Origin of the sequence: Providencia sp. M-27 (assembly GCF_011077905.1) — a bacterium.
Classification (GTDB): domain Bacteria; phylum Pseudomonadota; class Gammaproteobacteria; order Enterobacterales; family Enterobacteriaceae; genus Providencia; species Providencia huaxiensis.
The window spans coordinates 97,940-121,834 of sequence record NZ_JAALBT010000001.1; the positions used below are offsets into that span (position 1 = coordinate 97,940).

Annotated in this window: 23 protein-coding genes; 10 read left to right on the top strand and 13 right to left on the bottom strand. The window is 40.9% G+C overall.

Translation table 11 applies throughout. The annotated features are described in order from the left end of the window. Positions 1–3: 3 nt before the first annotated feature. The 4 genes from mqo to G6Q48_RS00485 form a co-directional block, all read right to left on the bottom strand. A complete protein-coding gene (gene mqo / locus G6Q48_RS00470; RefSeq protein ID WP_102138234.1) occupies positions 4–1,497 on the bottom strand; it encodes a malate dehydrogenase (quinone) in 1,494 nt (497 codons plus the stop codon). An 8-nt stretch (positions 1,498–1,505) separates the two neighbouring features. Continuing rightward, on the bottom strand, positions 1,506–1,895 hold the full coding sequence (locus tag G6Q48_RS00475) for a cupin domain-containing protein (protein WP_166263980.1): 390 nt from the start codon (positions 1,893–1,895) through the stop codon (positions 1,506–1,508). Positions 1,896–2,209: 314 nt separating this feature from the next. After that, a complete protein-coding gene (gene nudK, locus G6Q48_RS00480; RefSeq protein ID WP_166263982.1) occupies positions 2,210–2,800 on the bottom strand; it encodes a GDP-mannose pyrophosphatase NudK in 591 nt (196 codons plus the stop codon). A 115-nt stretch (positions 2,801–2,915) separates the two neighbouring features. Next, complete coding sequence (locus G6Q48_RS00485; protein WP_102138268.1) at positions 2,916–3,320, bottom strand: YgiW/YdeI family stress tolerance OB fold protein; 405 nt, start codon at positions 3,318–3,320, stop codon at positions 2,916–2,918. 177 nt (positions 3,321–3,497) lie between these two features. Here G6Q48_RS00485 and qseB point away from each other — a divergent pair, with 177 nt between their 5' ends. Both qseB and qseC read left to right on the top strand, forming a co-directional pair. Continuing rightward, on the top strand, positions 3,498–4,160 hold the full coding sequence (qseB, locus tag G6Q48_RS00490; protein WP_166263984.1) for a quorum sensing response regulator transcription factor QseB: 663 nt from the start codon (positions 3,498–3,500) through the stop codon (positions 4,158–4,160). Then, the gene (gene qseC, locus G6Q48_RS00495; RefSeq protein WP_166264487.1) at positions 4,160–5,521 is read left to right on the top strand and encodes a quorum sensing histidine kinase QseC; all 1,362 of its coding nucleotides are present in this window, start codon (positions 4,160–4,162) and stop codon (positions 5,519–5,521) included. Before qseB ends, qseC begins: the two co-directional genes overlap by 1 nt. Positions 5,522–5,725: 204 nt before the next feature. On the opposite strand, the gene G6Q48_RS00500 is transcribed toward qseC, so the two are convergent. After that, a complete protein-coding gene (locus tag G6Q48_RS00500) occupies positions 5,726–6,283 on the bottom strand; it encodes a YtfJ family protein (protein ID WP_166263986.1) in 558 nt (185 codons plus the stop codon). Between the two features lie 290 nt (positions 6,284–6,573). Between G6Q48_RS00500 and G6Q48_RS00505 the strand changes: the two genes are divergently transcribed. Next, positions 6,574–6,780 carry a DUF1107 domain-containing protein gene (locus tag G6Q48_RS00505; RefSeq protein WP_004905964.1) on the top strand — a complete coding sequence of 69 codons (207 nt, stop codon included), beginning with the start codon at positions 6,574–6,576 and terminating at the stop codon, positions 6,778–6,780. Positions 6,781–6,855: 75 nt separating this feature from the next. Here the strand turns inward: G6Q48_RS00505 and G6Q48_RS00510 are convergent, their stop codons facing one another. Continuing rightward, entirely contained in the window at positions 6,856–8,223 is a 1,368-nt protein-coding gene (locus G6Q48_RS00510; RefSeq protein WP_166263988.1) for a hemolysin family protein, read from the bottom strand. Positions 8,224–8,476: 253 nt separating this feature from the next. Then, entirely contained in the window at positions 8,477–9,118 is a 642-nt protein-coding gene (gene msrA / locus G6Q48_RS00515) for a peptide-methionine (S)-S-oxide reductase MsrA (protein ID WP_166263990.1), read from the bottom strand. A gap of 133 nt (positions 9,119–9,251) precedes the next feature. Between msrA and tamA the strand changes: the two genes are divergently transcribed. The 3 genes from tamA to G6Q48_RS00530 are packed head-to-tail and all read left to right on the top strand — an operon-like array spanning position 9,252 to position 15,118. Continuing rightward, a complete protein-coding gene (gene tamA / locus G6Q48_RS00520) occupies positions 9,252–10,994 on the top strand; it encodes an autotransporter assembly complex protein TamA (protein ID WP_166263992.1) in 1,743 nt (580 codons plus the stop codon). Next, the gene (gene tamB, locus G6Q48_RS00525; RefSeq protein ID WP_166263994.1) at positions 10,991–14,767 is read left to right on the top strand and encodes an autotransporter assembly complex protein TamB; all 3,777 of its coding nucleotides are present in this window, start codon (positions 10,991–10,993) and stop codon (positions 14,765–14,767) included. Before tamA ends, tamB begins: the two co-directional genes overlap by 4 nt. A 3-nt stretch (positions 14,768–14,770) precedes the next feature. Continuing rightward, positions 14,771–15,118 (top strand): gamma-glutamylcyclotransferase family protein, encoded by a 348-nt coding sequence (locus G6Q48_RS00530; protein ID WP_102138225.1) that lies wholly within the window; start codon positions 14,771–14,773, stop codon positions 15,116–15,118. 147 nt (positions 15,119–15,265) lie between these two features. Here the strand turns inward: G6Q48_RS00530 and ppa are convergent, their stop codons facing one another. After that, positions 15,266–15,796, bottom strand: coding sequence for an inorganic diphosphatase (gene ppa / locus G6Q48_RS00535; protein ID WP_102138224.1), 531 nt, complete (start codon positions 15,794–15,796; stop codon positions 15,266–15,268). Positions 15,797–15,983: 187 nt separating this feature from the next. Beyond that, positions 15,984–16,991: a class 1 fructose-bisphosphatase gene (gene fbp / locus G6Q48_RS00540; RefSeq protein WP_102138223.1), complete on the bottom strand. Its 1,008-nt coding sequence runs from the start codon at positions 16,989–16,991 to the stop codon at positions 15,984–15,986. 163 nt (positions 16,992–17,154) lie between these two features. Between fbp and mpl the strand changes: the two genes are divergently transcribed. Beyond that, positions 17,155–18,537, top strand: a complete 1,383-nt coding sequence (gene mpl, locus G6Q48_RS00545; RefSeq protein ID WP_166263996.1) for a UDP-N-acetylmuramate:L-alanyl-gamma-D-glutamyl-meso-diaminopimelate ligase — start codon at positions 17,155–17,157, stop codon at positions 18,535–18,537. A 37-nt stretch (positions 18,538–18,574) separates the two neighbouring features. Here the strand turns inward: mpl and G6Q48_RS00550 are convergent, their stop codons facing one another. Then, complete coding sequence (locus G6Q48_RS00550; RefSeq protein WP_102138221.1) at positions 18,575–18,997, bottom strand: DUF6122 family protein; 423 nt, start codon at positions 18,995–18,997, stop codon at positions 18,575–18,577. Positions 18,998–19,083: 86 nt separating this feature from the next. Beyond that, positions 19,084–19,554, bottom strand: coding sequence for a transcriptional regulator ArgR (gene argR, locus G6Q48_RS00555; RefSeq protein WP_004907450.1), 471 nt, complete (start codon positions 19,552–19,554; stop codon positions 19,084–19,086). A gap of 493 nt (positions 19,555–20,047) precedes the next feature. Here argR and mdh point away from each other — a divergent pair, with 493 nt between their 5' ends. Continuing rightward, positions 20,048–20,986 (top strand): malate dehydrogenase, encoded by a 939-nt coding sequence (gene mdh / locus G6Q48_RS00560; RefSeq protein WP_004905937.1) that lies wholly within the window; start codon positions 20,048–20,050, stop codon positions 20,984–20,986. 138 nt (positions 20,987–21,124) lie between these two features. Here mdh and G6Q48_RS00565 read toward each other — a convergent pair whose 3' ends face one another. After that, positions 21,125–21,397 carry a helix-turn-helix domain-containing protein gene (locus tag G6Q48_RS00565; protein WP_102138220.1) on the bottom strand — a complete coding sequence of 91 codons (273 nt, stop codon included), beginning with the start codon at positions 21,395–21,397 and terminating at the stop codon, positions 21,125–21,127. Positions 21,398–21,913: 516 nt separating this feature from the next. Between G6Q48_RS00565 and G6Q48_RS00570 the strand changes: the two genes are divergently transcribed. After that, on the top strand, positions 21,914–22,261 hold the full coding sequence (locus G6Q48_RS00570) for a DNA-binding protein (protein ID WP_166263998.1): 348 nt from the start codon (positions 21,914–21,916) through the stop codon (positions 22,259–22,261). A gap of 133 nt (positions 22,262–22,394) precedes the next feature. Continuing rightward, positions 22,395–22,757 carry a DNA-binding protein gene (locus G6Q48_RS00575; RefSeq protein ID WP_102138218.1) on the top strand — a complete coding sequence of 121 codons (363 nt, stop codon included), beginning with the start codon at positions 22,395–22,397 and terminating at the stop codon, positions 22,755–22,757. A 40-nt stretch (positions 22,758–22,797) separates the two neighbouring features. On the opposite strand, the gene ispB is transcribed toward G6Q48_RS00575, so the two are convergent. Next, the gene (gene ispB / locus G6Q48_RS00580; protein WP_102138217.1) at positions 22,798–23,769 is read right to left on the bottom strand and encodes an octaprenyl diphosphate synthase; all 972 of its coding nucleotides are present in this window, start codon (positions 23,767–23,769) and stop codon (positions 22,798–22,800) included. Positions 23,770–23,895: the final 126 nt, after the last annotated feature.

Below are 23,895 nucleotides of genomic sequence, written 5' to 3' on the forward strand. Positions count from 1 at the left end.
TCACTAATTATCTAGTTTTAGAACTTTAGCTGTCGCAGTACGAATATCTAAACAGGCTTTTGCATCTGTTTTTAAATCAATTCCATAGGTTGGAATGATATCTTTTAAGCGTGTTTCCCAGCCATCGGCCTTGAGTTGCTCATCAAAACAGGTTTTTAATACATTTAGTGCAATAAATGCCGCTGTCGATGCTCCCGGAGATGCTCCCATCAATACAGTAAATGATTTATCTGCACTGGTAATCAGTTCTGTACCAAACTCTAAAACCCCTTTTTTATCATGGTCAGGTTTAATAATTTGTACTCGTTGCCCTGCAACCACCTCTTTCCAATCTTCATGCTGTGCTTCTGGGTAGAATTGTTGCAACATGGCGAATTGGTGAGCAGAAGTTTGCAGCACTTGGCCTACTAAGTATTCAGCGAGTGACCAGTTATCTTTCGCCACCGCAAGCATTGGCTCAAGGTTATTCAATTTCACCGATTCAAACAGGTCTAAATAAGAGCCGTGTTTAAGGAATTTACTCGAAAAACCGGCATAAGGCCCGAATAAGAGAGAGCGTTTACCCCCAATAATGCGCGTGTCTAAGTGTGGAACAGACATTGGTGGAGAGCCTTTGTCGGCTTTACCGTAAACTTTTGCATGGTGGCGAGAGGCAATTTCTTCGTTATCGCAACGCAGCCAGATCCCACTGACAGGGAACCCACCATACCCTTTTCCTTCAGGGATCCCCGATTTTTGTAGTAACTCGATCGCTCGACCGCCTGCACCCACGAACACAAACTTCGCAGAAGTGATTGTTTTTTCATGGGTCACAAGGTTTTTAACTTCAATATTCCATCTGCCATCGGTGGTTTTTTTAACATCAATGACTTCATGCTTATAATGGATTGAAAAGCCGGACTGTTCGCTTAATTGCGCGATTAATAAATGCGTTAGTGCACCGTAATCGACATCAGCACCAGTATTAACACGGGTAACCGCAATCGCTTCTTTAGGGTCACGGCCTTCCATGATCAGTGGTGCCCATTCGTTGATCTGTTTTGGATCATCACTGTATTCCATGTTGTGGTAACAGTGGTGAGCAGACATCTGCTGGTAGCGCTGTTTTAAGAATTTTACATTGTCTTCACCCCAAACAAAGCTCATGTGTGGGCATGGGTGAATAAAGTCACGTGGATCTTTAATTTTTCCTTTAGTGACTAGGTAAGACCAGAGCTGACGAGAGAGATCGAATTCCGTATTAACTTCAAGGGCTTTACTGATATCCACCGTACCATCTGGATTTGGTGGCGTGTAGTTCATTTCACAATTAGCAGCATGTCCTGTTCCCGCATTGTTCCACGGGTGGGAACTTTCTTGAGCACAGTCGTTTAGCCTTTCAAAAACGGCGATCGTCAGTGACGGCTCAAGTTCTTTGAGAAATGTACCAAGTGTTGCACTCATGATCCCTGCGCCAATGAGGGCAATATCGACATTCTCAGCAATCGGTTTATTCATGATGGCCTCTATTTTTGTGTTGGAATGAAGCAAAGGTCGGTGCCTTCTTGGTAGACAACATAAGCACGACGCCAAGGCTCATCACCAATAAGCCGCCATTTATGGCCAGTTCCCGTATTATCTTGCGCAAGTAAAATATCACCTGGGTTGATGATAAATTTCGAGCCATCTTTGGTTTCGAATTCTAAAGTGCCTGAAAGGGTAATGACATAACGAGGGACGGGGTCTTGATGCCAATCAAAAGAGCCGCCAGAAACTGTTTCACGAAAGGTAAGCTCATTGACTGCAATGGTAGGGGTTTGGCTATCGCCTCCTGCTATATTATTAAGCTCAAGAGTGCCTTCTTCAAATAGAGAATTTCCATCTTCTCCTGTCCACATACGAACGCAGCGTATCATTTTATTTAGCTCCTTAATCACTGACTGTAATATATAACAATTATTTGATATTCATTGGATGCAAAAATAAGACTCTTAAAATGATGATAAATAAAATTAATATTATTTAAATTTAAGGTTTTTTAGTGAATAGGTCAAAGCGAAATATGTTTTATATTGGAATTATGGTTTTATTTTTTAATTAAAGAACAAAATAATAAAAGTTGATTATCTTTTTACGATTGTTTTTATTTTCATCGTTCGTTTAATGATTGATAAAAAATAGGAAAGCTCATTCTGATTTTATTTTATCATTATGAGCTATAAGAGTTGGATTAGCTTTTTAGAATAGCGTTTAGGGCAAGGTACTGGATCAACATGATGGTTTTGCCATCAACAATTTCTCCCGTTTTTATCGCATCAATGGCTTTAGGGAAAGGCCACTCTAATACTTCAATATCTTCCCCTTCTTCTTTCAGCCCACCGCCTGCATTTTGACGATGATTATCACTGTATTCAGCGATGTAAAAGTGGAGTTTTTCGGTGACTGAGCCAGGGCTCATAAAGGCTTCAAAGACTTTCTGAATTTTATCGACTTTAAAACCCGTTTCTTCTTCTGCTTCAGCAATAATTCGAGCTTCGGGAGAGGCGTTTTCGAGTAAGCCAGCAGCGGCTTCAATCAGAAAATCAGAATAGCCATTCACATAGACTGGCATGCGAAATTGACGAATTAAAATAATGCTATTTTTTATTTTGCTATATAACAAAATAACGGCACCATTGCCTCTATCGTAGACTTCGCGTTCTTGTTGTTGCCAACTACCATCTCGACGTTGTAACTCATAAGTATATTTTTTTAAAATATACCAATTATCTGAAAGTAGTTTCTCTTGAATATTACGTATTTTAGGGCGTTTTACAGTCATTAAGCAGCCTTAGTAAACAAAAATGATTTTGTTAATTTAGCACTGTTAATTTTTGTATGAAATAGGATTTAGATGGGACCTACTTTAAAGTAGGTCCCGTTGTAAACGTTGTGAATTATTTAATAATTTGGATTTGCTTAACTTCGACTTCTCTTGAATTCCAGTCTTTATCAATTTTACCGCGAATTTCAACTTTATCTTTTGGTGTTACATTTACACCGTTCCAACGCTTTTCGCTGATTTCTAAATTAATAGTGCCAGTACCATCGGTGAATTCATAATGTTTATGGTCGAGTTGTTTGACGATATTCCCACGTAAAATAACCCAGCTGTCATCTGACATATCAAGCGCTTTCGCAACTGTCATTTCCCCACTATTTGGGCCGATGAAACCACCCGCTTGAGAGGTTTGAGTTGTTGTATTTGTGACTGCGCCTGGGCCGTCAAAACCACCATTTGCAGCGAAAACAGGTGCACTTGCGAGTGCAGCGACTAAAGCGATTACAGGTAATTTTTTCATCATCAATATCTCCAAATGGACATGAATTTGTTTGTATGGAGGGTATTAAACCAAGTAAATCTTAACAAGATCTTAAGAAACTTAACTAACGAATTATATTTTTAATTTTATTAATAATAGCTAGTCATCTTAAGGCTGATGGGATAAATATAATAATATTCTGATGTGGGGGATATTATGCGAATTCTTTTAATTGAAGATGACAGGCTAATTGGTGATGGTTTAAAAGTAGGTTTAACGCAACTAGGGTTTACGGTGGACTGGTTTATGGATGGTAAACAAGGACAGCTGGCTTTATTTGATGCACCTTATGATGCCGTTGTACTCGATCTTTCGTTACCTAATATTGATGGCATGGATATTTTAAAACATTGGCGCAAAGAAGGACGCGATGAGCCTGTCTTGATTTTGACGGCGCGTGATGCATTAGATCAACGTGTTCAAGGGCTTCAACAAAGGGCTGATGATTATCTGTGTAAACCTTTCGCTTTAATGGAAGTCATGGCGCGTTTGCAAGCGTTGATCCGCCGCCGAAGTGGGCAACTGTCTTCTAAACTTACACATGGTGATGTCGAAATGGATCCGGTTGCAATGACGGTGACTCAGCAAGGTGAGCCTGTACAACTAAAGGGGAAAGAGTTTGCCTTACTCTCTTTATTTATGCATAACCCAAATAAAGTTTTTTCTCGTCCTTTAATTGAAGAAAAATTATATAACTGGGATGAAGAGGTTTCTAGTAACTCGGTTGAGGTACATATCCACCATTTACGACGCAAATTAGGTAATAAATTTATTCGAACTATTCATGGTGTAGGCTATCGATTAGGTGATGATAAATGATGAAGACATTTAGTCTTAGGCTGAAACTCACGTTAATGCTGCTCCTGTTAGCGTTGCTGACATGGGGGATCGCAAGTTCGCTAGCATGGTATCAAAGCTATAAAACGATTAATGAACTGTTTGATACCCAGCAAATGGCGTTTGCTAAACGGTTATCAGTTTTACCATCCGACTTTGAATTGAGCCGGCCTTCACTGACTAAAACCAAAAAATTATTACGAAAGAACCGTGGCCATCAGGATGACGATGCACTGGCATTTGCTATCTTTACACCCGATGGCAAAATGGTTTTAAACGACGGTGATAACGGTAGAGATATTGTCTATCAATTTAAACGAGAAGGTTTTACGGATGGGATGATCCAAGGAAGTGACGACCCTTGGCGTTTTGTATGGCTAAAATCTCAAGATGGTCAATACGTTATCGCGGTAGGGCAGGAGTGGGAATACCGGCAAGAAATGGCAACCGATATTATGGTGGCACAATTTATGCCTTGGTTGATTGCTTTGCCAATCATGTTATTACTATTTTTATGGCTACTGACACGCGCTTTACGCCCATTGAAGGACGTAGCAAAGCAGTTGTATCACCGAAAACCCGATGAACTAACTCCAGTGCAAGTGGCGCGTATTCCCAGTGAAGTCAGACCTATTATTGACTCCATGAATGTGTTGTTTGGTCGTATTAATAAAATGTTTGCCCGTGAACGACAATTTACCTCCGATGCGGCTCATGAACTACGTAGTCCACTTGCAGCATTAAGGGTGCAGGCGGAAGTGGTACAAATTGCGGGGAATAATGCCGATATCCGTAACCATGCAGTAGCGAATTTATCGGAAGGTATTGATAGGGCGACAAGGCTTGTTGACCAGCTACTGATGTTGTCTCGGTTAGAATCATCCACTCAACTTGATGATATTACAGTTGTATCTTGGCCTGCATTAATTGAATCGGCGATAAAAGATGTGGAACCTGAAGCGCAAGAGCAGCAAACAACCCTAATAAACACTCGAGTTGCTAGCCCCCCTGATTTTCAAGGCCAACCATTACTACTCAATGCGTTACTGAGAAATTTACTCAATAATGCTATACGTTATGGGAAAAAAGCTGGGCGAGTGGAGATTATTTTGTATGCTGATCACCTTGAAATTCAAGATGATGGTGATGGTGTGACACCTGAGGTTTTACAGCGGCTAGGTGAGCGTTTTTATCGTCCGCCGGGGCAAGAGAAGACAGGGAGTGGCTTAGGGCTCTCCATTGTTAAGCGAGTTGCGCAATTGCATCATTTGCAGGTGATTTTTACTCATGGCGCTAATGGTGGTTTTTGTGCCAAAGTCTATTGGAATGAAACTAAAACGTGATAATGAGCACATTAGTCATGATTGTTTATTAAAATAATAATCATAATTATGCATATTTAATGTAAGGGCATTTTAGCATAACTCACTATTTTGGGCTCAAGGGCGATAGGCTGAATTGTAGGTGTAGTGTGCGAAATTACGCACACTACATATACGCGCACTACATAGTAGTAAAAGTTTGATAGTAGTAAAAGTTTGCCCTTATTAGTTTAGCGATGACATTAACAAACTAATGACTTTTTGAATTTCTTGGGTATTTAATTCACCATCTTTGAAGAACAACACTTTCCCTTGATTATCCAATACGATGATTGCCGAGCTTTCTGGTTTCAAGCCCCATGCGTTCTTTACTGTCCCCTCACTATCAACAATAAATTGTGAGTAAGGAAACTCTTTTTTGCTATCTTCAACGCTATTTTTAACAAAGACACCAGTACCAAAAATTGCATCATCGGTATTAATGATTGTCGTTGTCTGATAGGTATTATGAGGGAATTTGGCTTGCTTGATAGCTTCAACTAAGGGGGCATTGAGCTCTTTTGCTGAAGAGCGGCCTGCAATGTGCTGGATAGTACGCACCTTTCCAACGAGTTGTTGGCTTTTCCACGGTTGATAATCCAACTTCCCTTCATTATTCATCACAAGCTCACCTTTATCGGTGACGGAAATAGCAGGAACAGATTGGTTTAATTGAATATTTGCTGCAGAAGCTACTGCTGATACCCCAAGCAAGCATATTAAAAGTAAATAATTTCTTATCATAAAAGCTCCTTGATTGATGATTTTGCCATGTGAGCCTAGTGGTTTGTTGGATGACTACTATTTATAGCATATCTCATCGGATGAGTTACAAGGGGTAATTTAACATTTTTTTAAAATTTAGAATAAAAGCAAAGTTTATGGGGTTTTAACAGTTAATTTACAGTGTCATGTTATGTCAGTAAATTGAATAAAACTGCAATTTTAGAACCAAAGTGAAAATTTCTGGTCTATGATTATTGAACGGTATGAGTTATTGAATATCGTAAGAACAAAGGGGAGGCAAAGTTCTAATGAAAATCTTTAACCGTTATAACCCATCGAAGATTGCTCTTTACGTCAAAACGCTATTCCGTGGCAGGCTCTATATTAAGGATTTTGGGGCATTTGAGTTTAATTATGGGAAAATTCTACCACCTAAAATCAGTGATAAGCGCCATTACAATGTGATGAGTGAGGTCAATAAACAGGTTTCATTATTGCAGGCAGAACTGGGGTAGGTTAATCAAGAAGGTTTTGGTTAACAACGCGCCACACGGGGGGCGCATTGAAAGAAACGGCTTCGCTATCAAGCACTAATGTTCAGTACCTTTTGTTTGTTGTTTTGCGTCAGCCGTTTCAATAGTATTTTTTCCGGGCTGTACAACCACTGGTGATGGCACCGTAGTAAGGCGAGTTACGAGTAGTTGGTCTATTTTGTAATTATCGATATCGACGACTTCAAATTTATAGCCCGCATATTTCACATAATCTGTGCGCTTTGGCATTCTTCTTAACCGGTACATCATAAACCCTGCGATGGTTTCATAGTTGCTAAAGTCAGGGAAATCATCAATATCCAAAATGCGCATCACATCTTCGATTGGCGTTCCGCCTTCAACTAACCAAGAATTCTCATCACGGACCACGATTTGCTCTTCTTGCCCTGGGCCAATTAAATCACCCATTAAAGTGATCATTACATCATTGATGGTAATGATACCCATGACCAATGCATATTCGTTGAGAATAACAGCAAAATCGACCGCATTTGCTTTAAAGGCTTCTAAGGTATCTGATAGTGATAGGGTGTCAGGGATCATTAGCGTATTTCTAATGTGAGCGCCTTCTTTTAAGCTTAAACTTTGTCCATTGAGTACACGGTTAAGTAATTCTTTTGAATCAACATAACCGATAACATGGTCAATATCCCCCGCACAGACCAAGAACTTAGAATGTGGCTGAGTTGAAATTTTATGTTTGATGCTTTCTTCTGACTCGTCTTTGTCAAAATAAATGATACTTTCACGCGGAGTCATCGCTGATGGCACAGTACGTGATTCTAGCTCGAAGACATTCTCAATTAATTCATGTTCTTGTTTACGTAACACACCCGCAACCGCCCCTGCTTCAACCACCGCAAAGATATCATCAGAAGTAATGTCTTCATTACGTGACGTAGGTAATTTGAATAATTTAAAAAACAGGTTCGCAAGGCCATTAAAAAACCAGACTAATGGACCCAGTATCACTAAACAGAAGCGCATCGGATTCACGATACGAATAGCAATGGCTTCAGGTTTTACCATACCGATACGTTTTGGTGTTAAATCAGCCACTAAAATAAACAAACTTGTCACAATGGTGAATGACAGGATTGATGAAACTTGTTGAGCCCAGCTAGGGGATAAAAACTGAATAAAGATATCGTACAGAGCCGGGGAGAAAGCCGATTCCCCCACAATACCTGCAAGGATAGCAACGGCATTTAAACCAATTTGAACGACGGTAAAAAACATTCCCGGCATTTCTTGTAATTTAAGCACGCGAGCCGCGTTAATGTTGCCTTCATCGGCCATGAGCTTAAGTTTAATACGGCGGGAAGCTGCCAGAGAAATTTCTGACAAAGAAAAGAATGCGCTGATTGCACATAATAATAGAACAATTAATAAACTGTTGAGCATAAGTTATCCAGCCAATCAAAGGAAGAACCCATAAAATTCAAAAATCTCTGAAGGCATAGTCTCGCGTATTTAAATATATTGAGTATGCAAATATATGTTGCGCAATATGCGCAAATTGTTGATATGTTGCATGAGTATAGCACTGAGGTGATTTATCTGCCTAGATATTCATCGTCATTCAAGCTGCTTTAAGTCATATTGGAAAGCAACTTGAATGGTTGGGAAGATGAACTCACTGTATTAAGTTATTGATTTATTTGTTTAACGAAGGCGGTAAACAGATACCAATCCCTCCTAATCCACAATATCCATTCGGGTTTTTGTATAAGTACTGCTGGTGGTAATCTTCTGCGAAATAAAACGTGTCTAAAGGTGCTATTTCGGTCGAGATTGCACGAGAGTCATGCTGCGCTTTCATTGCATTTTGGTAAGCTTGCAGTGTTTCCATTGCTTGCTGGTCTTGCTCATCTGACACAGTATAAATGGCGGAGCGATATTGGCTTCCCATGTCATTCCCTTGGCGCATGCCTTGTGCAGGGTCATGGTTTTCCCAAAATAATGTCAATAGTTGAGAGTAACTGATAATTTGTGGGTCAAAAACAACACGAACCGCTTCTGCGTGGCCAGTGCGTCCTGAGCAAACCTCTTCGTAGGTTGGGTTAGGGGTCACACCACCACAATACCCAGCAGAAGTTGAATAAACCCCAGCTTGCTGCCAAAATAGTCGTTCAACTCCCCAAAAACAGCCCATGGCAAAATAAGCAATTTCCATATTCTTAGGAATAATCTCAATCGAATGATGGTTAAGCGCATGATATGGTGAGTAAGTCATAGCAGTTGCTCTGCCGGGCAGAGGTTGTGCAATACTTGCAGAGTGAAATTTATTAAAAGGCATAATGATTCCTATATGTATTGACCACACAAATAATCTAAAAATAGGGATAAAAACTTGTGTCTATGGCGAATTTTACTCAAAATAAATTGATATGAAGTATTTAGTCAATCGAACAATCACCTTAGGAGTAGGCGTGTCGAAATACCCTCTAATTTGTTTTCTCTGCCTAACTGCGGCAGTGCCAGTGGTACACGCAGCTAATCTTCGTCTTAATATTGAAGGCCTTGAAGGACAACTTAATCAAAACGTTCGCGTACAGCTGTCTAATATATCGCAAGATGAGGTTGTGCCAAATGGTCGTTTTCGAGCCCGTGTTGAGAAAGCAATTAAAGAAGGTTTAAAGCCTTTAGGTTACTACCAACCCACGGTTGAATTTAGCTATGAAGAAAAAACCCCGCCTGCTCGTTCCGTTTTAACCGCCAAGGTCACTCCTGGAGAACCTATTTTATTAAAAGGGGTGAATGTTGAGTTACAAGGTGGAGCAAAAACGGATCCAGACTATGAAAAGATGCTCAAACAATATACGCCAAAGCTTGATACTATCCAAAATGATGGCGAATACGAAGAATTTAAAGGGCGCTTTAGCAGTTTAGCCGTTCGTAAAGGTTATTTTGATGCGATGATGGAGAAAAGCCAACTGGGTATTTCTCTTGATCACCATGCGGCTTATTGGGATTTTGATTTTAACAGTGGTGAACGCTATCGGTTTGGTGCTATTTCTTATTCAGGTTCACAAATTCGTGAAGATTACCTGAACAACCTTGCTCCTTTCAAAAAAGGGGAATACTACACATCAGAACAACTTGCTGAATTTAATCGTCGGTTAGCAGAAACAGGTTGGTTCACTTCTGCGATTGTGACGCCACGCATCGTGAGTGCTCGAAAAGAAAACTCCTATGAGTTACCGATGGAAGCGGTAATGACCCCTAGAGCCAAAAATTTTATTGAGCTCGGTGGGGGGTATGCAACAGATGTGGGCCCTCGCGTTAAAGCCACATGGAATAAGCCGTGGATCAACTCTCGTGGGCAAAGTGTAACGTCCAGTATTAGTTTGTCACAACCAGAACAATTAATTGATGCGAGCTATAAAATTCCACTAAAAGCTAACCCGCTTGAGCAATATTATGCGGTTCAAGGGGGCTTTAAACGTACAGATTTAAATGATACCCAAGCGAATACAACAACCTTGAATGTGTCTCGTAATTGGGATTATTCATCCGGTTGGCAATATGGCGTGAACATGCGTTGGATGCTGAGTAACTTTACCCAAGCCAACGTGACGAATACGACGATGTTGTTATATCCCGGGGCCTATGTGAGCCGTATTCGCCAACGCGGCGGTGTGATGCCAACATGGGGAGATAGCCAACGTTACTCTATTGATTACTCAAATAAAATTTGGGGTTCAGACATCGATTTTGCGGTGCTGCAAGCCAAAAACGTATGGATCAGAACGCCATGGGAAGGTCATCGCTTTGTTGTTCGTGGAAATATCGGTTGGATTGAAACGAACGACTTCGACAAAGTTCCACCGGACTTGCGTTTCTTTGCAGGGGGTGACGGCAGTGTGCGTGGGTATGGTTACCAAAAGATCTCGCCAGAAAATAGTAAAGGTAAGCTGACAGGGGCATCAAAATTGGCCGTAGGCTCTGTAGAATACCAATATAACTTTACAGGGAATTGGTGGGGAGCAACCTTTATTGATAGTGGTGAAGCCGTTGATAACTTTAAAAATAGTGATTTTAAAACGGGTGCGGGAGTCGGTATCCGCTGGGTCTCACCGGTTGGGCCAATAAAATTAGACTTAGCAAAACCTATCGGTGATCCAGATAACAACAAAATACAGTTTTATATCGGCTTGGGGACTGAGTTATGAGGTGGTTGAAGTGGCTAAAATGGACAAGTCTTTCCATTTTATTAATTCTTGTTTTGATTATTGCTGCACTCAGTTGGGTGATTGGAACACAGTCTGGTCTTCACTTTGCATTAAATACAGCGACACGCTTTGTTCCTGAATTAACCATTGATAAAATTGACGGGGATATTAGTAACTTAACGTTAAGTGGCGTTAAATATCAAATGCCAGGTGTTGATGTTAATGCAGGAAAACTAAATTTAGCCGTACGTCTAGGTTGTTTAACAAGCCGTGAGCTATGTGTCGACAACTTAGGTACGGAAAATGTCACTGTCAATGTTGATACCTCACAGTTTCCCCCTTCAGAAGAAACGCCACCATCTGAACCTTTGACTGAACTCAAGGCACCTTTAACCATTCGTTTGAATCAATTGGCTTTGGTTTCAACGCACGTTAATGTGGATGGCATGGACATCGATTTAGCCAAATTTACCACAGGGGTCACGTGGGAAGGGAAAGCGATCACTATCATTCCAACCGATATCATTGATTTGGCCATTAATTTACCTGAAACCAAATCAGATGCAGCCGTTGAAGAGAAACAACCAGACCCAACGCCGATAAATGACCAAAAATCATTAGCGGATGAATTAAAAACGCTATTTTCTAAGCCGTTACTCGCTGAATTACCAGAGGTTATTTTACCTGTTGATTTAAATGTTGATGGCATTAATGCTTCGAATTTTCAATTAACGGGAGCGACTGAACTTAAAATTAACCAATTACACTTGAGTCTTTCGAATGAAGGGCAACAAGTTTTAGTTAAACAGTTAAAAGTCGATGCACCGCAAGGGAATGTTGCGTTATCTGGCACAGCAACATTGCAAGATAAATGGCCAGTCTCATTGTCGGTCGTGGGTGAAAGCCGTTTAGAGGATTTAGACGGGCAAAAAATAGACCTCTCCTTAAAAGGCGGTTTGGTTGATGAGCTAAAATTGGCATTGAACTTACACGGGCCAATTAATGCGAAATTAGATGCAGAAACAGATTTGTCACAAGCAGACCTGCCTATTTTGCTTACATTAGAAAGTGATAAGCTAACGTGGCCGTTAGTGGGGGAAGCGCAATACCAACTCGATGGAACACGGTTGCGTTTAAATGGCCGGCCATCGGCTTATGACATGTCTGTACGCTCAGCTATCACTGGGCAGGATTTGCCCCCTTCGACCTTGCTATTAGATGCGAAAGGTAATGAAGAGCAAATTAATTTAACTCGTTTACGTTTAGCTGCTTTACAGGGTAATGCGGATATTACAGGTGTTGCGGACTGGAGTAAGGCGATTAGTTGGAATGCGGTATTGACCTTGTCGGGGATTAATACTGCCAAACAGTACCCTGAATGGCCTGCTAAAGTGGATGGCAAGATTGCCACTCGCGGAAGTTTATACGGTGGTAGCTGGCAGTTAGATATCCCTGAAATTATTTTGGATGGTAATGTCAAAAATAATCTCTTGAAAGCACGCGGCAAAGCCAAAGGAAACGCAGCAGGCCAATGGGATATTCCAAACTTCAATTTGGCACTGGGTAAAAATAATGTCGACGTAAAAGGCTCCCTTGCTGATAAATGGAACCTTGATGCCAAAATTAATGCCCCCGCACTCAATGGTTTGCTACCTGGCTTAGGTGGTGTGATTGCCGGTGATGTGAAATTACGGGGTAATTTAGAGACGCCAGAAGCGCTTGTTGGCCTCACCGCACGCGGTGTGAAGTGGCAGGACGACCTTGCTATCGAGAATGTTGTTATCAAAGGAAATGTGGCAACAGGCGAGCAAATTAAAGGGGATCTATCCGTTGTTCTGCGTCAATTAAAACAAGGCGACCTTGTCGTCAGTAACCTAACTTTAGATGCGAAAGGCAGTGAAAAACAGCATACGTTAAAATTGAATATGAAAGGTGAGCCGGTTTCTGGTCAATTAGCATTAGCAGGCAGTTTTGATCGGCAGACTGAAGTGTGGAAAGGGAATTTATCTAACACCTTATTTGATACGGTGGTGGGTGAATGGCGCTTAAACCAAGCAATGTCACTCGATTATGCCAACCAAACCCAAGAAGTGACCATTGGACGGCATTGTTGGGTTAACCCGAACGCCCGTTTGTGTGTACCAAAACCGATTAAAGCGGGTAAAAGTGGTAGCGCAGATATCGTATTAGAACGTTTTGATCTCGCCATGATCAAACCCTTTATGCCACAAGATACTCGAGTCAGTGGCGTATTTACGGGTAAAGCCAATGCCATTTGGCAAGCGGATGGCAGCATGCCACAAGTGAAGCTGGACTTGCGAGGAAATGATGTCAAAGCAGTTCAGTTTGTGGATGGAACCCGTTTACCGATTGCTTTTGATACCTTAACGTTAAGTGCTGGGTTGAAAAATGGTAAGGCAGATCTTAGCTGGTTATTTGGGTTAGCTAATAACGGACAGATGCGCGGTAACATCCAAGTGTCTGATATTGAAAAACGTCGCTTGTTGTCGGGTAATGTTGAAATTAATTCGGTGACATTAGATTTAATCAAGCCGTTACTGGGCCAGAAGGAAGTGGCGAATGGCCGTTTAAGTGGAAATCTACGTTTAGGCGGGTCAGCCAATAACCCATTATTAAATGGGAATTTAGCGCTTTCGAGTTTAGAAGTGAAATCTGCAATGATCCCGTTTGATATCAAAAGTGGTCATTTAGGTGTTAATTTCAACGGCACGAGCTCAGTAATGAATGGCCAGATAAACACGCCAGAGGGCTATCTGAACATTGATGGTGATGCAGACTGGCGCAATATTGATGCATGGCGTGCAAAAATCATGGCGCGAGGTAATAACCTCCGTGTTTCTTTACCGCCGATGATCCAAATTGATGTTCAACCAGATATTGTTTTTGATGCGTCGCCTTCGGTATTAACGTTAAAGGGGGCGGTCAATATCCCGTGGGCACGGATCACGGTCCAAGAACTCCCTGAGTCAGCGGTAAGCCCATCTTCGGATGTGGTGATGTTAGATAGCAATTTACAGCCAATTGAGGAAAAAGCGCCATCCATTCCTATTCAGACCAATTTGGATATTAAAATTGGCAACGATGTGCAATTAGACGCATTTGGCTTAAAAGCACGTCTGACCGGTTTATTGAAAGTAGTTCAGAATATCCATGGCTTGCACATCAATGGTCAGGTGGATATTCCAGCTGGTCGTTTCCGTGCTTATGGGCAAGATTTGATTGTACGTAAGGGGCAAATTCAGTTCTCAGGCCCTGCGGACCAACCATTCTTAAACTTAGAAGCGATACGTAACCCAGACAACACGGCAGATGGCGTGATTGCAGGGGTGAAGGTCACTGGGCTTGCAGATAAACCGAAAGTAGAAATATTCTCTGAACCGGCGAAAACACAACAAGAAGCGCTGTCTTACTTATTAAGAGGAGAGGGCTTAGACAGTGGGGACGCAAATGGTTCACAAATGACATCTATGTTAATAGGCTTAGGTGTAGCACAAAGTGGGCAACTCGTGGGCAAAATTGGTGAGACATTTGGAGTCTCTGATTTAGCCGTCGATACCCAAGGTGTGGGGGATGGTTCCCAAGTCGTTGTAAGTGGTAAGATCACTAATGATTTACAAGTGAAGTATGGAGTTGGTATCTTTGACTCATTGGCGACGCTAACCTTACGTTATCGGTTGATGCCAAAACTGTATTTAGAAGCTGTGTCTGGTGTTAATCAGGCATTGGATCTCCTTTACCAATTTGAGTTTTAGATTATGCGTGTAATTGTTTATGGTAGCTTAAGACAAAAGCAAGGAAATCATCATTGGATGACTTATGCTCAGCTACTCGGTGAGCATAAGCTAGAAGGCTATGAACTGTATGATCTTGGATATTATCCAGCGGTTGTCAAAGGGGATGGGGTGATAGAGTGCGAAGTTTATCGAATCAACCCGTCCATTTTGACTGAATTAGATGAGCTAAAGAAAAATTCCCAAGACTATGTACGAGAGCTTATCCCAACGCCGTATGGCAACGCTTGGATTTATCTGTATAAACATTCGGTTGATGGCCTACGTCAAATAAAAAGTGGCGACTGGTTGAAACGTGATGAAGAAGTATAACGATTTAATAGTCGCTATCGAGTTGTAAAAATATAAAACGCCAGCAATGATAGCTGGCGTTTTTACTTTATGGCCTAATCAACATGTTAGAGCCCATAAAAAAGCGCTGATATTAACCAGCGCTTTCATTATGCCCTTAAAGGGAGATTATTTTTTTGCAGCGCGTTCGAAAGATTCGATGATCTCTGCTTTTGCAGATGCTGCATCTTCCCAACCATCAACTTTAACCCATTTACCTTTTTCTAAATCTTTGTAATGTTCAAAGAAATGAGTAATTTGAGCACGCAGTAATTCTGGCAGGTCGTTCACATCTTTGATGTGATCGTATTCTTTGCTTAATTTTGTGTGCGGAACAGCAACTAATTTTGCATCTTCACCAGACTCGTCAGTCATTTTCAGGACGCCAACAGGGCGGCAACGGATGACTGAGCCTGGTTGTAATGGGTATGGAGTTGGAACTAATACGTCAACTGGGTCGCCATCTAAAGACAGGGTGTTGTTGATGTAACCATAGTTGCATGGATAGAACATCGCTGTTGACATGAAACGGTCTACAAACAGCGCACCAGAGTCTTTATCAACTTCATATTTGATAGGATCTGCGTTCGCTGGGATTTCGATGATAACATAGATATCTTCTGGCAGATCTTTACCTGCCGGTACATTGTTCAGGCCCATTTAAATGTATCCTTTGTGTGAATAATGAATTTACTCATTTTAATTTGTTGCCGCTTTTAGGCAAATCAAATAATAGAGTAGATAGCGTGGGGGACATTATAGCCGTAAAAGGGGGCAAAACTCACTAGTTGGTGAAAAAAAGGAACAAAAAAGGCGGGAAACCCCGCCTTATAATTAATAAATTGGGTTATTCCGAGTCAGGGAATTCACGCATAAATGATTCGGCTTTCTCTACCATCGACTCCGTTCCGACAAAAAACGGTGCACGTTGGTGTAATTCGCTAGGAATAATATCTAAGATACGATTAGCCCCATCGCTAGCTTTACCACCGGCTTGTTCTGCTAAAAATGCAATTGGGTTGCATTCGTACAGAAGGCGCAATTTTCCATTTGGATGGCTTGCTGTACTCGGGTAAATATAAATTCCCCCTTTGAGCAAGTTACGATGGAAATCTGCAACCAAAGAACCGATATAACGAGTGGTATACGGGCGATTTGTTGCTTTATCTTCTTCTTGGCAATATTTAATGTACTTTTTAACGCCCATCGGGAACCTGATATAGTTTCCTTCGTTGATGGAGTACATTTTCCCTTCTGATGGGAACATCACTTTTTCATGAGATAAGCAGAAAACGCCCAATGATGGGTCGTAAGTAAACGCGTGTACACCAACACCCGTGGTGTAAACTAACATCGTTGATGAACCATAAACCACGTAGCCCGCAGCCACTTGGCGGTTACCTGGTTGCAGGAAATCAGCTTCTGTAACCGGTTGGCCAATTGGCGTGATACGATGATAGATTGAGAAAATTGTTCCAACGGAAACGTTTACATCGATGTTCGAAGAACCATCAAGTGGGTCCATTAAAACAACATATTTTGCGTTTTCTGCACGGTCTCCTTCGAAAATGACAATTTCGTCTTCTTCTTCAGAGGCGATACCGGCGACTTCTCCGCGTGCTTTTAAAGCCGCTTTCAGTTTTTCGTTAGCATACAGGTCAAGCTTCATCTGAACTTCACCTTGAATATTCGAAACACCGTTAGTGCCAAGAATATCGACAAGTCCAGCTTTATTAATATCACGATGGATAATTTTAGCGCCCAGTTTGATAGCTGATAATAAAGAAGTCAGCTCACCTGTTGCATGAGGAAAATCTTGTTGCTTTTCGACGATGAATTCGCCTAATGTTTTCATGACGAAGGTCCTGAATAAAATTGACAGAGGTTTTGCGGGGCATTTACCCTCGCGCGGGGAGAGTTTAACTAAATAAAAAAAAGATTAATAGGTTAATGCATTTATAAACCTGTTTTTGATGGGTAGAATAGTGACCAACCTCATGCTAATTGGATGAAAAAGAATGCACATACATATTTTAGGTATATGCGGTACCTTTATGGGAAGCTTAGCAATATTGGCTCGTTCTTTAGGGCATAAAGTGACGGGTTCGGATGACAATGTGTATCCACCGATGAGCACATTACTTGAAAATCAAGGGATTGAACTCATTCAGGGGTTTGATCCGGCTCAGCTTGACCCAATACCGGATATGGTAGTGATCGGTAATGCAATGACGCGCGGTAACCCTTGTGTCGAAGCTGTGTTAGAAAGAGGTTTGCCGTATACATCTGGCCCACAGTGGCTTCATGACCATGTGTTACCCGAACGTTGGGTACTGGCCGTGGCGGGAACCCATGGTAAAACGACTACCGCGGGGATGCTTGCGTGGATCTTAGAAGAGTGTGGTTACAAGCCCGGTTTTCTTATCGGTGGTGTTCCGGGTAACTTTGATGTCTCCGCTAAGATTGGCGAAAGTCCGTTTTTTGTTATTGAGGCGGATGAATATGACTGTGCATTTTTCGATAAACGTTCTAAATTTGTTCATTACAGCCCGAAAACCTTGGTATTGAACAACCTTGAATTCGACCATGCGGATATCTTTGAAAACCTCGAAGCGATTCAAAAACAGTTCCATCACCTTGTACGCATTGTGCCAGCGAGTGGCAAAATTTTCACACCAGACAACGATAATCATTTAAAACAAGTGATTGGAATGGGCTGCTGGAGTGAACAAGAGCTGGTGGGTGGGGAGCATGGTGGATGGCAAGCAGAGAAGCTAAGCCACGATGGCAGCCACTTTGCCGTGTACTACCAACAAGAAAAAGTGGGTGAAGTCACTTGGTCACAAGTGGGTAACCACAATATCCAAAATGCATTGATGGCGATTGCTGCGGCTCACCATGTAGGAGTCCCAGTAAAAGAAGCTTGCCTTGCCTTGAATGGCTTTATCAATGCACGCCGTCGCCTTGAGTTACGTGGTGTTGAAAATGGCGTTAGTGTTTACGATGACTTCGCACATCACCCAACGGCTATTTTGGCAACGTTAGAAGCACTTCGCAGCAAAGTTGGCGGAACTTCACGTATTCTTGCAGTGCTCGAGCCTCGTTCGAATACCATGAAAATGGGGGTCAATAAAAATGATATTGCGCCTGCGCTAGGCCGTGCAGATGAAGTGTTTCTGTTCCAACCGGCCAATATCCCTTGGATGGTGACGGATATTGCTGAAAAATGTGTTCAACCCGCCCGTTGGAGTGCAGATATTGAGGCATTCACCAATATGATTATTGAAACCGCACAACCGGGTGACCATATTTTGGTGATGAGCAATGGTGGCTTTAGCGGCATTCATGGCAAATTGCTCGCAGCTTTGAAGGCGAAAGCAGAAACAGAGCAAGATGATTAAATTCTCTTAGCTAGCTATTTGATAACCCCAGTGATCCTTATGATTGCTGGGTTTTTTTTATGTTTGGCATACTCAATGGGCACTGTTCTATGACGAGACTTAATGTTATTGGGCTATTCATCTCTTTTTTTAAACTTCCCATATAGCAATCTAGCGAATCTGTGAAAAGGTGGAACAAGCAGCCAACCGCAATCGCTTTGAGTTTCCATGATGGCATGAATAGTAACACCACATAAACAACCGCAGCCCAAAAGGAATGAAGTGGGTGGAACCCAATACCACAGCGTTCTGGGTCAAAAATAGGGTCAGCTAGCAGATGATCTAAATCGATAGCCATCGTGGCTATCATGATCAGGGCAGCGAGTTTCCAATTTTTTCGCCAAAATAGGTAACCAAAGGCAATTGGCATCAGAAAGTGAAAGCCGTAGTGTATGAAGTTGCGGAAAATATCAAATAACAAAATGATGTCTCAAAATCGAATAGAAACAGACAAAAACAATAAGAGGGAAATCGAATTTCCCTCTTATTCTAATGTATATCAATAGATTAAAGCTCTTGTTCAAATAACGCTAAAATCGCTTCATACAACTCTTTTGTGGTGAAATTGTTGGCTGGCGTTGAGAAGATAGTATCATCACCAGCAATACTACCTAAAATTCCTTCTGCTTTACCTAATGAATCTAATAAACGTGCAATAAGCTGTGCAGCACCTGGACTCGTTCTGATCACGACAACAGAAGGGTTGTAGTCTATATCCAAAACTAAGTTTTTGAGTGGGCTGGTGGCGGTAGGGACACCAGGCTCTGTCGGTAGGCAATATACCATTTCCATTTTTGCATTACGGGTGCGAACAGCACCAAATTTGGTTAGCATTCTGGAAATTTTTGATTGGTTAATATTTTCGAAGCCTTCTTCTTGCAAAGCCGTGACAATTTCAGCTTGCGAGCTAAATTTTTCTTCTTTAAGTAGGGCTTTAAAAGCCTTAACCAAGTCTTCTTGTTTAGACGGAGTGCGCATAATCAACCCATTCTTTTGCATTGAATTAAGCTGTATTATCCGTAAAAGTGCATTTTTATGCAACAAAATTGCGTTATGATGAGTTTATAACCAGCGAATAACTTAAAGTTAAGCAATTTCGTTTTAGGTTGGTAGTTAGAAGTATCAATTTATCGTAAATTGTGAAAATGAAAAATTAGCATAATAGAGCAATGAATTTTTCAGATATTCGTTGTAAATTTATTGTTAATAAAAATGTTTTTGATTGAAAAATATACACAGAAAACAACTTATTGTGCGAAATGCAATACCCAGAAAAACTATTTGTTAAAAAAGTGCCCGTTATCTCATTAACAGATAAGGAATTTGTTTAGAATACTGGCAATTAATAAACAAGTTCTCTTGCGTTAAACTCTCTCTCTATCTGTTAACAAATTGTTTTTTATACGTAATGTGTTAAGTGTATAACAAATAAAGTGATATCTTTTTAAAGTACAAATTAAGGAGTTTCAGAATGAAAGTTGCAGTCCTAGGTGCAGCAGGTGGTATCGGTCAGGCTCTCGCCCTTCTTCTCAAAAACCAGCTCCCAGCAGGTTCAGAACTCTCCCTCTACGACATCGCACCAGTCACTCCAGGTGTTGCTGCTGACTTAAGCCATATCCCTACTGATGTTAAAGTGACAGGCTTTGCTGGCGAAGATGCGAAACCTGCATTAAAAGGTGCTGACATTGTCCTTATTTCTGCGGGTGTTGCACGTAAACCAGGTATGGACCGCTCTGACTTATTTAACATCAATGCGGGTATCGTCCGTAATCTGATCCAACAAATTGCTGAAACTTGCCCTAAGGCATTGATTGGTATCATCACTAACCCAGTGAATACCACCGTTGCTATCGCTGCAGAAGTCCTGAAAAAAGCAGGCGTTTACGATAAAAACCGTTTATTCGGTGTGACGACATTAGATATCATCCGTTCTAATACATTTGTTGCTGAACTAAAAGGCAAAAATGTTAATGACCTCGAAGTGCCTGTGATTGGTGGCCACTCTGGTGTGACTATCCTGCCACTGTTATCTCAAATTGAAGGTGTTAGCTTCACTGACGAAGAAGTTGCAGCGTTAACTAAGCGTATTCAAAATGCAGGTACAGAAGTCGTTGAAGCGAAAGCGGGTGGCGGGTCTGCAACTTTATCTATGGGCCAAGCAGCTGCACGTTTAGGTTTATCTTTAATTCGTGGTCTGCAAGGCGAAAGCAATGTGGTTGAATGTGTTTACACCGAAGGTGATGGTGAGCATGCTCGCTTCTTTGCACAACCCGTTGTTTTAGGCAAAAACGGTATCGAAAAACATTTACCAATCGGTAAATTAAGTGCATTTGAAGAGAAAGCACTGAAAGACATGCTAGATGTATTAAAAGCAGATATCGAATTAGGTGAAAAATTTATTAATGGCTAATGCCAATTAACACTTTTCCTAATTGTAAAGGGTTGAGTTTCGTTTAGAGCTCAACCTTTTTTATTGGGTTGCCATCAAAAGATAAGGCCGTGAATACATTGATTATTCACGGCCTTATATCTATATCCCATACAATTTTTAATCTTCCACTGGTGCCTTTTCTCTGACTTTTCTTTCTAATAAATCCCCTGTAATTGGGTCGTAATAACGACTTGGCCAAATTTCAGCTGGGTGAATGGCCAAGAAATTTGCAATGATCCATTCCCCTTTAGGCCAAGGGCGTGATAGCGCATTTGCTAACGTTGAAGAGCTTAGCCCTGCCTCGCGTGAAATTGCGGCAAGGGTTGTCCCACGTTTACGTAAAGCAGCAATGATATCTGCAGGGTGCCAGTCCGATTTCCGTAAAATCATTTTTTAGTCCTTTTTTCACTTAGAATCATGTAGAGTTAGTGGTACGAGTAACAGAAAATTATGGTACAGTCAGTACATCCGTTTAGTTATTGGAAATAAAATAACAGAAATTTCCCAAAATAATTTCTGATTTTTTCTTAAAAATTCATTTTATGAAACTGTCGTGGTTTTTATGAAATTAAATAGAAAGTCAGAATGAAGAACTGTGAATTAGGATAAAGCTTTGTTATTAAAACTAACTCTTTCTAGTTAGGGAGAGGAATGACATATTTAATGCTACTTTTTACTTGTACTCATAATATATCTAGATTAGTTAATAAAATTAGTTAAATTATTAGCGAGTAAATTATTTAATTGTCTGTTATTAAAAGAAATTAGAATTCTAATAACAAATATGATTTGTATATTATTATTTATAGGTATAAATAAAACGAATAGATTAATGAAGTTTTGAGAAAATAGAGATAGTTTTCAACAACTGGAAATCGAATTGTCATCATGACTAGGAGGGTCAGCATGTACAAGGAATGGCTAACGGCAAAAGAGTTGGTTGGGTTACAAGGGCTTCCCATGACAACTCAAGGCATTAATGCCATGGCAAGGCGTGAAAACTGGGTAAGTCGCAAAAGACGAGGTATTCAAGGCAAAGCCTTGGAATACCATATAAGTTCTTTACCTATCGATATTTTTGAAAGCCAGTTTGCTAACGAAACTTCACCACTTTATCAAGTAAAACGAAATGATAATGCCTTTATTTGGCAGGAAGCTTATAACCAGCTTTCCAATGATGAACGAGACATTATCCTGACATTTATTATGCGCGAAGGGGCACTAGCGCTAATTAATTTAATTAATAATAAGTAATTTACAATTACTTAAGATGTAAATAATTAATATATAAAAATAATATTATATTGAATTAAAAAAAATTTTTTAACAGATGACATTTTAGTAAAGCTGCAAAAGCAGGTTTCATAATACAAGTGTGAAGTGAAAAATGAAAAAATTGTGGTTCACTGCCAAAGAATTAGCTGGGTTAGAAGGACTCCCGACATCTCCTCAGGGAATTAACCTAATGGCAAGACGAGAAGGCTGGAAAAACCGCCGTAAAAGAGGGGTACAGGGTAAAGCTGTTGAGTATTATTTTGAAAGCTTACCGGGGGAAATCCAAGGGCAACTTAGCCTGCATGAGCCTTCGGTAACTTACCAAAGCCAAAGAACAGATGCATTGCAAATTTGGTCGGAAGCGTATTACCAACTGACAGAGTCTGAGCGCAATAAAATAGTGAAATATATCCTGCGTTACGGTTTGTCGTCACTGCTTGCTCAAATCGATGAAGAAGACAAAGGGGAAAAATAACGTTTCCCCTTTTCTTGATCTGCTTTGTCTTTTCTAGTGACTAAGAGTGGCGTTGAATTGCGATATAAGCTAAGCCGATCAATGCATCTTTATAAATTGAATCTTCAATTACATTCAAGGCATCAATCGCTTTTTGTGCTTCTTCTTGGGCTCTTGCATAGGTATATTCAAGGGAACCACAGCGTTTCATGGTTGCCAGAACCGTATCTAACAGATGGCGCCCATTGCCTTGCTCAATCGCTTGGCGGATCAACGCGGATTCTTCTTCATTACCATTTTGCATTGCGTGAAGTAGGGGAAGTGTAGGTTTACCTTCATCTAAATCATCACCCGTATTTTTTCCTAATTGAGCGTTGTCTGCATCATAATCGAGAAGATCGTCAATTAACTGAAAAGCTGTACCAATATAGCGACCATAATCTTGTAGCGCTTTTTCTTGTGCCGGTGTTGCATTAGCTAAAATAGCAGATGCGTGAGCGGCCGCTTCAAAAAGACGTGCGGTTTTACTGTAGATCACTTGCATGTAGTTTTCTTCAGTAATATTGGGATCATTGCAGTTCATCAGCTGTAAAACTTCCCCTTCAGCGATCACATTCGTCGCTTCAGACATCAGTTTTAGCACCCGCATTGAATCGAGATCCGTCATCATCTGGAATGATCGAGTGTAAATAAAATCACCCACGAGGACACTCGCTGCATTACCAAAAACAGCATTTGCAGTTTGTTTTCCACGACGCATATCGGACTCATCAACGACGTCATCATGTAGCAGCGTTGCGGTATGAATGAACTCGATCAACGCTGCAACTTGGGTATGTTTATGACCCGAGTAGCCTAAAGATCGACCTGCAAGCACTGCGATCATCGGCCGGATCCTTTTACCGCCACCACTGACGATGTAATAACCAAGCTGGTTAATTAGTGCAACATCTGAATTCAATTGACTGAGGATGGCTTCGTTTACCGCTGACATATCCTCAGTTGTCAGTTCAATAATAGATTCTAAATTCATTGTAATTTATTCATATTATTAGTTTTTGGTTCATTCCCGAAATAAAAAAATGGGAGACCGATAGAACAGTTATCTTTCTAGCATAACATTATTAATTATAAGATTATCAGGTGTGATGCAAAAAAT

What these genes read in the sequence shown, in the direction of transcription:
- mdh (WP_004905937.1), top strand. Translation starts at nt 20,048, where the DNA reads ATGAAAGTTGCAGTCCTAGGTGCAGCAGGTGGTATCGGTCAGGCTCTC.
- G6Q48_RS00575 (WP_102138218.1), top strand. Translation starts at nt 22,395, where the DNA reads ATGAAAAAATTGTGGTTCACTGCCAAAGAATTAGCTGGGTTAGAAGGA.
- G6Q48_RS00500 (WP_166263986.1), bottom strand. Translation starts at nt 6,283, where the DNA reads ATGATAAGAAATTATTTACTTTTAATATGCTTGCTTGGGGTATCAGCA.
- fbp (WP_102138223.1), bottom strand. Translation starts at nt 16,991, where the DNA reads ATGAAAACATTAGGCGAATTCATCGTCGAAAAGCAACAAGATTTTCCT.
- ispB (WP_102138217.1), bottom strand. Translation starts at nt 23,769, where the DNA reads ATGAATTTAGAATCTATTATTGAACTGACAACTGAGGATATGTCAGCG.
- G6Q48_RS00485 (WP_102138268.1), bottom strand. Translation starts at nt 3,320, where the DNA reads ATGAAAAAATTACCTGTAATCGCTTTAGTCGCTGCACTCGCAAGTGCA.
- mqo (WP_102138234.1), bottom strand. Translation starts at nt 1,497, where the DNA reads ATGAATAAACCGATTGCTGAGAATGTCGATATTGCCCTCATTGGCGCA.
- G6Q48_RS00530 (WP_102138225.1), top strand. Translation starts at nt 14,771, where the DNA reads ATGCGTGTAATTGTTTATGGTAGCTTAAGACAAAAGCAAGGAAATCAT.
- G6Q48_RS00570 (WP_166263998.1), top strand. Translation starts at nt 21,914, where the DNA reads ATGTACAAGGAATGGCTAACGGCAAAAGAGTTGGTTGGGTTACAAGGG.
- qseB (WP_166263984.1), top strand. Translation starts at nt 3,498, where the DNA reads ATGCGAATTCTTTTAATTGAAGATGACAGGCTAATTGGTGATGGTTTA.
- G6Q48_RS00505 (WP_004905964.1), top strand. Translation starts at nt 6,574, where the DNA reads ATGAAAATCTTTAACCGTTATAACCCATCGAAGATTGCTCTTTACGTC.
- qseC (WP_166264487.1), top strand. Translation starts at nt 4,160, where the DNA reads ATGAAGACATTTAGTCTTAGGCTGAAACTCACGTTAATGCTGCTCCTG.
- tamB (WP_166263994.1), top strand. Translation starts at nt 10,991, where the DNA reads ATGAGGTGGTTGAAGTGGCTAAAATGGACAAGTCTTTCCATTTTATTA.
- msrA (WP_166263990.1), bottom strand. Translation starts at nt 9,118, where the DNA reads ATGCCTTTTAATAAATTTCACTCTGCAAGTATTGCACAACCTCTGCCC.
- argR (WP_004907450.1), bottom strand. Translation starts at nt 19,554, where the DNA reads ATGCGCACTCCGTCTAAACAAGAAGACTTGGTTAAGGCTTTTAAAGCC.
- ppa (WP_102138224.1), bottom strand. Translation starts at nt 15,796, where the DNA reads ATGGGCCTGAACAATGTACCGGCAGGTAAAGATCTGCCAGAAGATATC.
- G6Q48_RS00475 (WP_166263980.1), bottom strand. Translation starts at nt 1,895, where the DNA reads ATGATACGCTGCGTTCGTATGTGGACAGGAGAAGATGGAAATTCTCTA.
- G6Q48_RS00510 (WP_166263988.1), bottom strand. Translation starts at nt 8,223, where the DNA reads ATGCTCAACAGTTTATTAATTGTTCTATTATTATGTGCAATCAGCGCA.
- G6Q48_RS00565 (WP_102138220.1), bottom strand. Translation starts at nt 21,397, where the DNA reads ATGATTTTACGGAAATCGGACTGGCACCCTGCAGATATCATTGCTGCT.
- mpl (WP_166263996.1), top strand. Translation starts at nt 17,155, where the DNA reads ATGCACATACATATTTTAGGTATATGCGGTACCTTTATGGGAAGCTTA.
- nudK (WP_166263982.1), bottom strand. Translation starts at nt 2,800, where the DNA reads ATGACTGTAAAACGCCCTAAAATACGTAATATTCAAGAGAAACTACTT.